Source organism: Aquimarina penaris, assembly GCF_040786285.1.
Classification (GTDB): domain Bacteria; phylum Bacteroidota; class Bacteroidia; order Flavobacteriales; family Flavobacteriaceae; genus Aquimarina.
On record NZ_JBFMKQ010000001.1, the window covers coordinates 1,774,884 to 1,787,369 of the forward strand.

General features: G+C 35.1%; 11 protein-coding genes. 2 read left to right on the forward strand and 9 right to left on the reverse strand.

Going from position 1 to position 12,486, the window contains the following annotated elements:
* Positions 1 to 29 precede the first annotated feature (29 nt).
* Together ABW637_RS07370 and ABW637_RS07375 are read right to left on the reverse strand one after the other, a co-directional pair.
* Entirely contained in the window at positions 30 to 758 is a 729-nt protein-coding gene (locus tag ABW637_RS07370) for a LytR/AlgR family response regulator transcription factor (RefSeq protein WP_367584007.1), read from the reverse strand.
* Positions 742 to 1,800 carry a sensor histidine kinase gene (locus ABW637_RS07375; RefSeq protein WP_367584008.1) on the reverse strand — a complete coding sequence of 353 codons (1,059 nt, stop codon included), beginning with the start codon at positions 1,798 to 1,800 and terminating at the stop codon, positions 742 to 744. Before ABW637_RS07375 ends, ABW637_RS07370 begins: the two co-directional genes overlap by 17 nt.
* Before the next feature lie 247 nt (positions 1,801 to 2,047).
* Here ABW637_RS07375 and ABW637_RS07380 point away from each other — a divergent pair, with 247 nt between their 5' ends.
* Together ABW637_RS07380 and ABW637_RS07385 are read left to right on the forward strand one after the other, a co-directional pair.
* Entirely contained in the window at positions 2,048 to 3,895 is a 1,848-nt protein-coding gene (locus ABW637_RS07380; protein ID WP_367584009.1) for a glycoside hydrolase family 13 protein, read from the forward strand.
* Between the two features lie 11 nt (positions 3,896 to 3,906).
* The gene (locus ABW637_RS07385; protein ID WP_367584010.1) at positions 3,907 to 4,791 is read left to right on the forward strand and encodes a carbohydrate kinase family protein; all 885 of its coding nucleotides are present in this window, start codon (positions 3,907 to 3,909) and stop codon (positions 4,789 to 4,791) included.
* Positions 4,792 to 4,882: 91 nt separating this feature from the next.
* Here the strand turns inward: ABW637_RS07385 and ABW637_RS07390 are convergent, their stop codons facing one another.
* From ABW637_RS07390 to ABW637_RS07420, 7 genes are all read right to left on the reverse strand, one after another.
* Positions 4,883 to 5,773, reverse strand: coding sequence for a hypothetical protein (locus ABW637_RS07390; protein WP_367584011.1), 891 nt, complete (start codon positions 5,771 to 5,773; stop codon positions 4,883 to 4,885).
* A 136-nt stretch (positions 5,774 to 5,909) separates the two neighbouring features.
* On the reverse strand, positions 5,910 to 7,151 hold the full coding sequence (locus ABW637_RS07395) for a cation:proton antiporter (RefSeq protein WP_367584012.1): 1,242 nt from the start codon (positions 7,149 to 7,151) through the stop codon (positions 5,910 to 5,912).
* Between the two features lie 25 nt (positions 7,152 to 7,176).
* Positions 7,177 to 9,132 carry a thiamine pyrophosphate-binding protein gene (locus tag ABW637_RS07400; RefSeq protein WP_367584013.1) on the reverse strand — a complete coding sequence of 652 codons (1,956 nt, stop codon included), beginning with the start codon at positions 9,130 to 9,132 and terminating at the stop codon, positions 7,177 to 7,179.
* Between the two features lie 19 nt (positions 9,133 to 9,151).
* Positions 9,152 to 9,535 (reverse strand): DUF2721 domain-containing protein, encoded by a 384-nt coding sequence (locus tag ABW637_RS07405; RefSeq protein ID WP_367584014.1) that lies wholly within the window; start codon positions 9,533 to 9,535, stop codon positions 9,152 to 9,154.
* Between the two features lie 5 nt (positions 9,536 to 9,540).
* A complete protein-coding gene (locus ABW637_RS07410; RefSeq protein ID WP_367584015.1) occupies positions 9,541 to 10,290 on the reverse strand; it encodes a hypothetical protein in 750 nt (249 codons plus the stop codon).
* Between the two features lie 54 nt (positions 10,291 to 10,344).
* On the reverse strand, positions 10,345 to 10,878 hold the full coding sequence (locus ABW637_RS07415; protein WP_367584016.1) for a putative outer membrane beta-barrel protein: 534 nt from the start codon (positions 10,876 to 10,878) through the stop codon (positions 10,345 to 10,347).
* On the reverse strand, positions 10,862 to 12,472 hold the full coding sequence (locus ABW637_RS07420) for a glutamate synthase-related protein (RefSeq protein WP_367584017.1): 1,611 nt from the start codon (positions 12,470 to 12,472) through the stop codon (positions 10,862 to 10,864). The genes ABW637_RS07415 and ABW637_RS07420 overlap by 17 nt, the downstream gene beginning before the upstream one ends.
* Positions 12,473 to 12,486 lie beyond the last annotated feature (14 nt).

Genomic DNA, 12,486 nt, shown 5'->3' on the forward strand with positions numbered 1-12,486 from the left:
TCATGATATTATGTTGATTTTTTTGATGTTTAAAAGTATCCTAATATTTCTTTTACCGTTTCTTTGTAATTTCTGCCAACGGGTATTTTTATACCTTTAATCTCAATTTCACTCGGAGAAAAAGCATCGACGAAATCTATAGCAACTATAAATGACCTATGAACGCGTAAAAATTTCTTAGTAGGCAGTATATCTTCGATAGAAGAGATGCTTTTTAGAGCTGTAACTTCTCTATCTATAGTTTTGATTTTTATATAATTCCGAAGACTTTCGATATATTGAATATCTTTCAGAAATATCTTTAACATCTTTTTTTCAACTTTCAGATAGATAAAAGCGTCTTGATAACCTGTTTCTTGATCATTTTTTGGTGGTAACGTATCTATTGGGTTTAGCTCTTTAAATACCTTATGTACTGATTTCATGAATCTTGAAAACGCTATCGGTTTTAATAGATAGTCGATAGCTTCGAGATTAAAAGCGTCTACAGCATAATCGCTATAGGCAGTTGTAAAAATAACCTTGGGAGTTGGGTTTAATTCCTTTAAAAAATCAATCCCAGTGATTTCTGGCATTTGGATATCTAAAAATAGTAGATCGATATTTTGTTTGGCAATAAGATTGAAGGCCTCTACAGCATCACCACAACTTGCTATTAGTTCGAGGTTATCTATTCGAGAAATATAATTCTCTATAATATCTCTGGCCAAAGGCTCATCATCGACTATAATACAAGTTATTTTATCTCTTGGTGTCATTTGTTTCAAGATTTAATTTTAGAATAACTTCATAGGATAGCTCATTATCTTGTGTATGTAATGAGTAATTATCAGGATACAATAAATCAAGTCGTTTTTTTACGTTAATAAATCCAATTCCTCCTTCAAAACTTGGTTTTTGATTGGGTAATTTAGCGTTTTCAACCTGCATTCTTAGTATTTTGTTCTTTGTTATGATACTAATTACTATCCAGGATTCTTTATTTGAAGTAATGCCGTGTTTAAAAGCATTTTCAACAAAAGGAATTAATAAAAAAGGGGATATCGCATACGCTGCATCTGTTTCTGTATTAAAACTAATATCAACATGATCTTCAAACCGCAATTTTTCGAGACCTACATAGTTTTTAAGATATTCGATTTCTTTAGATAAAGGCACTTTAGGAACATTAGCCTCATACAACATATAGCGCATCAATCCAGATAAAGTAAGAACAGCAGTCTCTGCGCTATCAGATTTTTTGATGATTAATGAATATAGATTATTCAAAGTATTGAAAAGAAAATGCGGATGTACCTGATTACGAAGTTGGTTTAATTCTGCTTCCAGTTTCTCTTTTTCAAGAGTCAATGTTTTTTGTTGCGCATTATAAAAAAACTTAAAAAAGTTTATCCCTAGGGGAATTACGGCCGCAATATTTACATCTAGAATTGTATTCATCAATTCGGTAATTGTAAAATATCCCGAACTATGCCAATCGGGGAAATATGCAGGCTCTACATAAAAGAAAATAATTGGACGTTGTATACAGATACTTACCGTTAATAAAAGTAATAGATATGAAACCGTGAACGTGAAAAATTTCCTTTTACTAAAGAATTTAGGGATCAATACATACAAAGAGATATAAACAAGTATCATTCTGGCAGGTAACCCGAAGGATTGTATAGTAAAGGATCTTACATAATCATTGTCATAGGTTCCCCAGGTAATTCCGAAAAAAACAATAAGACCAATCCAATAAAGAATATGTCTTGTTATTCGTTTCGAAACTATTTTTTTTATGTAAAAATGCGTCATTACTATGTATAAACAGAATAGAGCAGCTAAAATCTGAAAAATTCTGGTCAAATAACAAAATTAAGGACGAATAACCAGTAATCTATCACGGATTACAGAAGTTATTAATAAATGGTAATCTTATCGAAATACAATCAAAAAGAGTGGGTAAAAGAGTTGTTTGTCCTTGTAAGTAGTAGTATGTATAATCGATTTGTGATTTGCGATTGTCTAAAGTAACTAGTGCCTCGAACAAATACTTTTTACAATGCAATTTTCTTATAAAAAACTACTTCTGATTATAGTATCCATAGCTTGGACGTTTCAGATGAATTCACAAAATGCTAAAACCATACAACATATTGAACCGCCATTTTGGTGGGTAGGAATGGAAAACACTAATCTACAGGTATTGATTCATAGCGATGACATCCATAATGCCAAAGTAGTAATTGATCATCCTGGGGTAACCATACAAAGTGTAAACAAGGTCGAAAACCCGAATTACTTGTTCTTAAATCTTGAAATTTCTGAAGCTACTAAACCCGGAATGGTTACTATAAATTTTAAAGATGACAATAAACATTTTAGCTATAAATATGAGCTGAAGTCAAGATCGAAACGAGTACATGAAGGGCAAGCAATTAATGGGTCTGATGTTATCTATTTGATTACACCAGATCGATTTGCTAATGGAGATTCATCGAATGATTCTACCGAAGATACCCTTGAAAAAATAAATCGGAAAGATGAAAATGGTAGACATGGGGGAGACTTAAAAGGTGTTCTAGATCATTTTGATTATATAGAGGAGTTAGGAGTAACAACGTTATGGTTAAATCCGTTTTTAGAAAATGATCAACCGGCATATTCTTATCATGGGTATGGGATCTCTGATTTTTACAAAACCGATTCCCGTTTTGGAACTAATAATGATTTTAAGACTTTGGTAGATAAGAGTCATAAAAACGGAATGAAGGTAATCATGGATCAAGTATTTAATCATTGTGGATCGGGTCACTGGTGGATGAATGATTTACCATCTAAGGATTGGCTAAACCAATGGGAAAAGTTTACGTATAGCAATTTTTCGACGATTATAGCCTCGGATCCACATGCATCCAAAAGTGATTTTGACCTATTGACTAAAGGTTGGTTTGACACTAACCTTCCGGATTTAAACCTGGAGAATAAATATCTCGAAACCTATATGATCCAAAATTCAATTTGGTGGGTTGAATATGCTAATTTAGATGGTATACGAATGGATACCTATCCTTATCCAGATCAAGGGGCTATGGCAAGATGGATGCAGGCATTAACCAAAGAATATCCCGATTTTTATATGGTGGCCGAGACTTGGGCAAGTAAAACCTCGTATTTGTCATATTGGAATAATGAAAATACCAATCGAAATGGGTATACCTCATATGTAAATAGTATAAGTGATTATCCTCTGTATTATGCCATGATTAATGCCTTTGGGAAAGATGGAAATATTACTACATTATATGAAACCTTGGCCGAGGATTTTGTATATGGAAACCCATATAATAATAAAGTTTTTAACGGCAATCATGATCAAGGTCGTACTTTGGGGTTGTTGAACGGAAATGTCGATAAACTAAAATTAAGTATGGCATTCACATTAACCGTTAGAGGGATTCCGCAACTCTACTATGGAGATGAAATCTTAATGAAGAAAGACAAACCTGATGGGCAATTACGAGAAGATTTTCCTGGTGGATGGCAAGGAGATACTCGAAATGCTTTTACCAAAGAGGGGAGAACGGCTAAAGAAAATGAAGTATTTAGCTACATCAAAACCATACTGAATTGGAGAAAGAACGCAACTTCAATACATCAAGGGAAACTTACCCATTATCAACCATTAGATAACATATATGTTTATTTTAGATCTACCGAAACAGAAAGTACCATGGTGATTATTAATAATAGTAATAAGGATATACAAGAATTTAGCTTAGAACGTTTCAATGAGTCTTTGAATGGATATTCTACAGGGATAGATATTATAACCAGAAATAAGGTGAATAAGCTGGATAAAATAAGCGTAGCAAAAAATACTGCCCTAATTATAGAGTTATCCAAATAATACTTTAGAATATGAAAAAAATATTCAATATTGGTGGAGTATCCTATAATTCGGTTATTCATCTAGATGAATTTCCAGAACCTATACCAACAACGATACATCATTGTGAGTTTAAGGAGACTGTGGGTAATACAGGAGCGGGTAAGGCAGTAACACTTTCAAAACTTGGATTTGATGTTACTTTTCACTCTATGATAGGAAAAGATATTTATGGAGAAAAGATCAAAACATATTTAGACCACCCAAATCTAAATTTTATGTATGATCTTGATCCAAAAGGTACCGAAAGGCATTTGAATTTGATGAACAAGAAAGGAGAGCGCATTTCTATTTTTATGAATCCCATGTCAGACAATCCAGAAATCGAGTATTCTATGTTCGATGAGCATATACAATCTTCAGATTTTGTAATTGTCAATATTTCCAATTATTGCCGAAATGTACTTCCATCATGTAAAACCAATGAAGTAGAAATATGGACAGATTTACATGATTATGATGGGGAAAGTAGCTATCATCAAGATTTTATTGATTCATCTGATTATATTTTTCTAAGTTCTGATAATTTGAAGAACTATAAACCATTCATGCAGCAGATGATTGACCAGGGAAAGAAGTTAGTGGTTTGTACACATGGAAAACAAGGAGCGAGTGCTTTGACCAAAGAAGGTTGGATAGAAATTTCAGCAATTAGAGATTATAAAATAAAAGATACCAATGGGGCAGGTGATGCTTTTTTCTCTGGATTTCTTTATGGTTTTTCAAAAGAATATTCAATAGAGAAATGTATGCAATTTGGAACTCTTGCTGGTGGTTTGTGTATTCAATCAGAACATATAGCGAGTGAATCTTTATCTGAAGAACTTTTAGAGAATGAATACCTGAAATATTATTAAAAATAAATTCGTCATTTTTTTGCGTAAGCTGTCTAAAAGTAATTTTAGACAGCTTATTTGGTATTATTCTTCACTCGTGCGAGTTAATGGTTTATGAGTTTTTTCTAAAAGAAATCTTTTTCCAAAAAAGAGTTTCAGGGCGATCAACAATAATTATTGATAAAGGGATTAATGCATGAGGGAGTCTAATGAGGACTTCCCATGTCCATTGGCTAAAAGTGTTCCATAAGAAATCAAAATGAAAATGACCGACTAAACGAGCTATAGCGGTTAACCCTCCCCAGATAAAAGCATAGATTAATGCAGCATAAGATATTCTGGGAATAAAAATAGCGATTGCCACTATAAAATCAAGAATTCCGGCGATTTTAAGCATTAAGTGAGCACTGGGTTCGTTGACATGTAGCGTGTTTAATGTCATATCAATAAAAGTTCCTGGTCTTGGGTAATACCCTATGGCATACAAGCCATGACAACTAAATGTAAGTGCAATTGCAATTAGAGCGATTAAACGTATTTTTTTAAATTCAATAGACGTAAACATTACCATATATAGCAACACAGGACTCAATATTTGAATGGTGTATTCAAAAAATTGACCAACATGAAAGAACTTTTCTTTGCAATATAAAAATGCCAGAATGAAAAGTCCAATACTTCCTCCTAATAAAAATATTTTACCAAGTTTCTTCATATTGGGTTTTATCATTAATGTAACAATAGCGCAAAGCAGATAAAACACACCAATCATTTTTATAGAAAATGAAATAGAACTGTCAACAGAGAGACTAGTAACATAATCATTCCAGGTTATATCAAGAATATTTTCAATGACTCCTTTTAGGATAGCCTCGTCCCACAAAAAGGCTCGATATGGAGCATCCCAAACTATATGCTGATAGGATCTGCCAAGGAAAATTAGGAAAGTAGAGAGCCTTAAAATAGAAACTAATTTGTGTTGTAGGTCAAGTGATTTTGTCATTGATTTCGGTAAAAGTTACTCGATTAAAAGTAAAAAAAAATATATGAAAGCACATATTCTAATTGTCAATATAAGGAATGATTTATGTTATATTTTTAGGGTAGATACTTTCGGTATTTTTTTAAGTTACTATCCTTTAGTTATATAATTTCATGACCAATTTTCCTATACTAAGCCCTTGTACAATAATAGAAAACAGCACAACGGTGTAGGTGATATATAATATAACTTCGGAAGAAGAGTTGTCGGATAAACTCAAAGCTAATGCAATAGAAATACCACCTCGTAACCCTCCCCAGGTTAATACTGTTACGGTTTTAATTGGACTGCTTTCAGAATGTTTTAATAAAGAATAGGGGATAAAAACCGAGATAAATCGCGAAACTAATACAATTACAATTGCTATAACACCCAGAGTCAAATGATCCTGATCAAATTTTAGCAAGTGGATTGCTAATCCAATAAGTACGAATAGGATACCATTAAATACGTCATCCAATACTTCCCAGATTTCATTAATCATTTTTCGTGTAGGGCCTTTATTAGTCGCTATGTTTAATTTATTGCCAATAATCATTCCTGCAACTACCATAGCCAAAGGACCCGAAACATGAATCAGAGAGGCGAATGCATACCCACCCATAACAATGGCAAGACTTATCATTACTGCTAATTGAGGGTTGTCTTTTACAGATTTGATAGATTGATATCCAATAATACCAAGCAAAGCACCATATACTATTCCTCCGATGGCTTCTTCTATGAACAATTTACCAATTTCAACACTAACAGACCCTTCTGCATGATGTTCTCCCATGCCGGCAAGAATTAAAATTCCAGAAAAAACGACGACACCAATACCATCATTAAATAAAGATTCTCCTTCGATTTTGATGCTTAGGCTTTTGGCAATATTTGCCTTTTTTAAAATAGCCATTACTGCAATTGGATCAGTGGGTGAAATTAATGCCCCAAATAACAAGGCATGTAAAAAAGGTAACTCAATACCAATCAATTGTGCAGCTCCATAAGTTAATCCTCCTACAATAAAAGTAGATAATAGTACTCCAATTGTGGCAAATAAGAGAATAGGCCATTTTTCTTTAGCTAACTCATCAATATTTACATGCAATGCTCCTGCAAAGAGAAGAAAACTCAAAATTCCATCCAGAAGGAGCGATCTAAAATCAGAATTGGTAACTATATCACAAAAAAACTGATAAAACTCGGGGATAATACCTTTGCTAATAGTTATTATTAAAATGGTAGTCAAACTCATTAGCATTAATCCAATTGTAGTGGGTAACTTAAGCCACTTATAATTTACAAAGTTGAAAAAAGCAGCAATAGCAAAAATTATACTGAAGGATTGTAACATGCTTTCTAGGGTTTTAGATATAAAACTATATAAGATTCACATCGGTTATTACTTCTAAAAGAGCCGGGCCATCATGATCCCGGACTTTCTCCATAGCAGGTATTAAATCCTCGAGTTTTTCAACTCTTACACCTAGTGCACCGCAATTTTCTGCAAACTGTGCAAAACTTGGATTTTTTAATGATGTCTGCCAAACATCTAGTTCTGCTGCACGTTGTTCCTTGGATATTTTACCTAATTCGGAATTATTGAGGACAACATGTTTAATATTCATATTATATTTTACCAAAGTTGTGATTTCGGTTAGGTATTGTCCCAGACCTCCGTCTCCTGAGACCGACCAAATAGGTCGCTCGTGTCCTTGCGCGGCCCAAGCACCCATAGCGGCAGGCAATGCAAACCCTATAGAACCCAAGTAACCAGACATTAATATAGATTGATTTTTTGGTTCAAAATATCTTCCAAACGAGTAGGTGTTATTTCCTACGTCTACTGCGATTACCGCATTTTTAGGAGTAACCTTATTCATTGCGTCAAAAACCGCAATAGAACTTAATCCTTTACTACTATTGTCCTGAAGACGACTTTGTTTTTCTTCTTTCCAAAGTTTCCAGCGTTCTTCAATTTCAGGGCGTTGGTCTATTGTGTTTGTTTTTCCTTTAGTTTTCTGTTCTAAAATTTCTAGTGTTTCCGAAATTTCACCCCACAAAGCAGCATCCACCTTATGGAATTTACTCAACGCCATAGGGTCAAAATCAACCTGTATTATTGGCTTTTTGGGAGTAATACCCGTATGGTTAGAGAAAGAAGCCCCGAAAACAACGAGTAAATCACTCTCATTCATAAACCATGAAGCAATGGGGGTTCCACTTCTTCCTAAAACACCACATCCTAATTCGTGATGATCGGCAATTAACCCCTTACCCTTAAACGTGGTAATGACAGGGCAATTCAATGTTTTGGCATATGCAATAATGCTTGACATATTAAAACGAGCTCCGTGTCCGACTATGATTACAGGTCTTTTAGCAGATAAAATCATCGAAGCCGCTTTTTCGACCATTTCTCTGGGTGGCGATATATTGAAAGGTGTAATCCTGTTTTCTGGAGTTTGAGCTTCTTCTTTGGAAGGCTTTTTAGTGAATGCAACTTCATCAGGAAATGTTAAATGCGAAACATCTCTTTTTATGAGCGTATGTTTTATCGCCAAGGACATCAATTCACTATGATTAGAGTTTAAGTGTACTGCGTGATTAAATTCGGCCACGGTATTAAATGCTTTTACCAGATCTACCTCCTGAAATGCTCCTGTACCGACTACCTGTGTATTTACTTGCCCAGACATTGCAAGTAAAGGAGCACGATCCACTTTGGCATCCCACATACCGGTAAACATATTGGTAGCTCCGGGACCAGCAATCCCAAAGCAAACTGCCGGCTTACCCGTAAGTTTTGCATAACCTGAAGCAGCAAATGCGGCAGCTCCTTCATGACGAACACCAAAATATTTTAAATTACCCTTTTTTTCTTGTCGCCGCATGGCGTCGGCAACCCCCAGATTACTGTGTCCGACCATCCCGAATGCAGTATCTACACCCCAGTTTACCATGGTTTGTATCATTACATCAGAAATGGTTTCCTCATGTTTAGGCTCTTCAGGAATACCAACAAAAATAGCGTCATTTTCTTCTTTAACTTCAAAAGTGGTTACACCGTCATCATAACCTCCAGGTGGTAATCCGGTACAAGGATGAAAATCCCAGCCATGCCATGGGCAACGAAGTAATCCATTCTCGATAGATCCTTCTCCTAATGGTCCTCCTTGATGAGGACATCGATTATCCAAAGCCGAAAATTTTCCTTCGAAATGCGTTAAACAAACACCTTGATGACCTGCAGTAACGGTTTGCACCCTTCCTTCAGGAAGCTTATCTTTGTTATTCAATACTTTGTACCATACTGTTTCCTTTTTTGAAGTCATGATTAGTTGTTTTTAGGTGTTAACATTTGTTATTAAATTGGTCTTGTCTAATTTTTACGGCTCTAAAAGAATACATGATTAGGGCGATCAAACCTAAAAGAGCACTAATAATACCCGTTATCGTTATATAAATAGCTGAATCGAAATTGGTTTCTACACTTTTATACACTCCCGAAATCAATGCAGAAATCACAAAAAGGGCAACAGCAGCATATAAAAAAACCATAGCGCTGTTTAGTAATTTAAGTTGTTTAAGCTTTTGCTTAATAAGATCTTGATCAATAATTACTTCTGCAATCAATGTTTTAAGTTCTGTACTGAGATTAACCAAAAGATTAGAGGTAGACAATATCAAAAGTCCTATACCAGGGATAATAGTTGCAGGGATATACCAATGTTCCATTGTATTTATTTTTTGTACGCAGCAAGGGCTTCCTCAAAAAAAGTAGAAGCTGTGATTTCATCAATACCCGTTACTGGCAAAACAGCCCCTTTAAATCCTTCGTTATACCATTTACCGTTTGTTAATGAACTAAGATTTGAGGTGTCTAATCCGTCATGTCCTTTGTAAGCACTCATATAAAAGTAATAGTCGTCTATCATGGTATCCGGAATAGCCAGGCCTAACCCTATAGTCAACCCTGAATTATCATCTAGAGACACAAAAGCACCAGTATCAAAATGATGCGGCCAGGTTCTAATACCTGATTTTAATTGTTGGTTTTCTAAGAAAGTTTCCAGGGTAAGTTGCGCTAGTATTCTAAAGTTTGTTAATTCACGCAATCGTGCTACATCATGAAGCTTAAAAGTAAAGTCATCAGTAATGGTTGTGTATGGCAACTCGTAATGTAAATCATACTGAAATGGTTTCTCAAGGGTTGCTTCAACGGCTCTTTCATGAATCCATTTTAAAATTTCTGAATGTGTGGTACCGTCTAATCGTAACGATTTTTTTGAACTTTTTGAATTCCATTCTAATGTAAAGTGCTGATAGTTGAGAGATAGTGTATGGCCTTCTTTATCTAAAGGGTGTGTGAACATACTTTTTTCTGAAGTTGAAAACCCTAAATTAGTATGGCTGTCATCTTCTTTCTTTTCTACAAAACTTATTCCTGCGGCTGCTAAATATTGTGCTGCCAAATGCATTTGAGTAGTCATATTTTATTGGTTTATTGAGTGATATATGGTTTGTTACGTTTTTTTAATCGAATATTAATGTTCCTGTTTTTCTTTACCTCCTGAAAGCGAAAAAATAACACCTATCGAAATGAATTCATCATTAAGTTTACCGGTTACTCCTTTAAACTCTGTAAAAGCATAAAGACTTCCTAAGTAATAATGTATCCCTAGTCCGTAGTTGAGGCCGAATTCGGTTGCTTCTTTAAATTCGTCGGATTCTTCGACCAACCTTTCTTTTTCAATGGTATAATTGAGTCCTGTGAGAGGGTATATCCCCAATTTGTGTGTTAATTCAAAAATATAATGGGCATTAAGATTTAATTCTGTAACCGTTAATTCATATTCGTTATCAATTTCCTGGTATGGAAAAAATGTTACCTCGGGGCCAAAACAAAAATGGTCATTTGGGCCATAATATAGTCGTACGTTCGCTCCCAATAGGTTTTCATTCAATTCTATTGATGGAGCAATTCCTAACATCCATCCCTGTTGTGCTGTTGAAGGAATTGTAATTAAAAATAATAATAGGACGGCACCAGGTTTTATATGTTTACATAACTCCTGCATAGTTTATACCTGTTAGGTGATGCATGTCGTGATCAAATGTAGAAAGGTCATTATGATTAAATTTTGAAATATCATCATACCCACAGGCTCTTGCAATTACCTTTATTAGGTTATTGGTTGCGTCGAAATAATTGTATAATTGTTTTGCAGAAGATTCTATAATCAATCTGCTTCTTAGAGATTCTTTTTGTGTAGCAATACCCACTGGACAATTATTGCTGCCACAGGCACGCATTCCTAAGCAACCAATAGCTTGTATTGCTGCATTAGATACAGCAATTGCATCTGCGCCCAACATCATTGCTTTTGCATAATCTTCGGCAATACGTAGTCCTCCTGTTATAACCAGAGTTACATGGGATGCACCCACTTTATCCAAATACTTTCTGGCCCTTGCTAAAGCCGGAATAGTAGGGACATTGATATTATCTCTTAAAATAGTGGGTGCCGAGCCTGTTCCTCCGCCACGACCATCCAAAATGATATAATCTACACCAACATCTAATGCAAATTGAATATCTTTTTCGATATGACTGGCGGCAATTTTAAATCCAATAGGAATACCACCTGTACGTTCTCTTATTTCTTCTGCAAAAGACTTAAAATCCTGTACGCCATGAAAATCAGGAAAAGTAGCAGGAGAAATTGCGGTTTGCCCTTGTTTAAGTCCTCTAACTTCAGCAATTTCTTTACTTACTTTATTTCCAGGTAAATGTCCGCCGGTTCCAGTTTTAGCTCCTTGACCCCCTTTAAAATGAAAGGCTTGTACTTTATCAAGCTTGTCCCAAGAAAACCCAAATTGGGCCGATGCTAACTCATAGAAATATTTAGTATTGCTTTCTTGTTCTTGTGGAAGCATTCCTCCTTCACCAGAACAGATTCCGGTTCCTGCCATTTCTGCACCTCTGGATAATGCTATTTTCGCTTCTCGAGAAAGTGCTCCAAAACTCATGTCACTTACAAATAGAGGTATATCAATGGTTAGTGGTTTTTTAGCATTAGGACCAATCACTACTTTACTCGCTACTTCTTCATGATCTAATAAAGGTCTACTTGCTAATTGTGCGGGTAAAAACTGAATATCACCCCATTTAGGCAAGGTATTTCGATCCACACCCATTGATGCCGAAAAACCATGATGTCCAAGGTTTTTTAGACCATTTTTAGCCAATTCTTTAATGTATCCGGTATATGGCTCAGTATCTTCGGGATGTGTATCTGCATAAGCACCAAGGTACTCCTCTCTATTAAAAGGTTGCGGATATTTTTCGAGATAGTCATTGATTTCAATTTCATCTACATATACATTATCTCCTTCAGTTTTGGAGCTAAACTTATGTAAAACTTCATTATTGTTATATTCTGAAACTCCTGTATCATAACGATAGTCCCAGCCATGTACTCCACAAATGAGGTTGTCACCATCAATATGCCCGTCGGCCATTAGAGCGCCTCTATGTAGGCATCTTCCGTACAATACAGAGATTTCTTTGTCGAATTTTATGATGACCAGATCTAATCCATTTACCAGGGCATGGGCCGGTTTTTTGTTTTCTAAGTTACTGATTTGTGCAATTACAACAGGTTGTTTCATTTGTGTGTTTTTAT

Excerpts from the sequence above, each read along its gene's own strand:
- ABW637_RS07395 (WP_367584012.1), bottom strand. The coding sequence starts at position 7,151 with ATGTTACAATCCTTCAGTATAATTTTTGCTATTGCTGCTTTTTTCAAC.
- ABW637_RS07400 (WP_367584013.1), bottom strand. The coding sequence starts at position 9,132 with ATGACTTCAAAAAAGGAAACAGTATGGTACAAAGTATTGAATAACAAA.
- ABW637_RS07370 (WP_367584007.1), bottom strand. The coding sequence starts at position 758 with ATGACACCAAGAGATAAAATAACTTGTATTATAGTCGATGATGAGCCT.
- ABW637_RS07380 (WP_367584009.1), top strand. The coding sequence starts at position 2,048 with ATGCAATTTTCTTATAAAAAACTACTTCTGATTATAGTATCCATAGCT.
- ABW637_RS07390 (WP_367584011.1), bottom strand. The coding sequence starts at position 5,773 with ATGACAAAATCACTTGACCTACAACACAAATTAGTTTCTATTTTAAGG.
- ABW637_RS07420 (WP_367584017.1), bottom strand. The coding sequence starts at position 12,472 with ATGAAACAACCTGTTGTAATTGCACAAATCAGTAACTTAGAAAACAAA.
- ABW637_RS07385 (WP_367584010.1), top strand. The coding sequence starts at position 3,907 with ATGAAAAAAATATTCAATATTGGTGGAGTATCCTATAATTCGGTTATT.
- ABW637_RS07415 (WP_367584016.1), bottom strand. The coding sequence starts at position 10,878 with ATGCAGGAGTTATGTAAACATATAAAACCTGGTGCCGTCCTATTATTA.
- ABW637_RS07410 (WP_367584015.1), bottom strand. The coding sequence starts at position 10,290 with ATGACTACTCAAATGCATTTGGCAGCACAATATTTAGCAGCCGCAGGA.
- ABW637_RS07375 (WP_367584008.1), bottom strand. The coding sequence starts at position 1,800 with ATGACGCATTTTTACATAAAAAAAATAGTTTCGAAACGAATAACAAGA.
- ABW637_RS07405 (WP_367584014.1), bottom strand. The coding sequence starts at position 9,535 with ATGGAACATTGGTATATCCCTGCAACTATTATCCCTGGTATAGGACTT.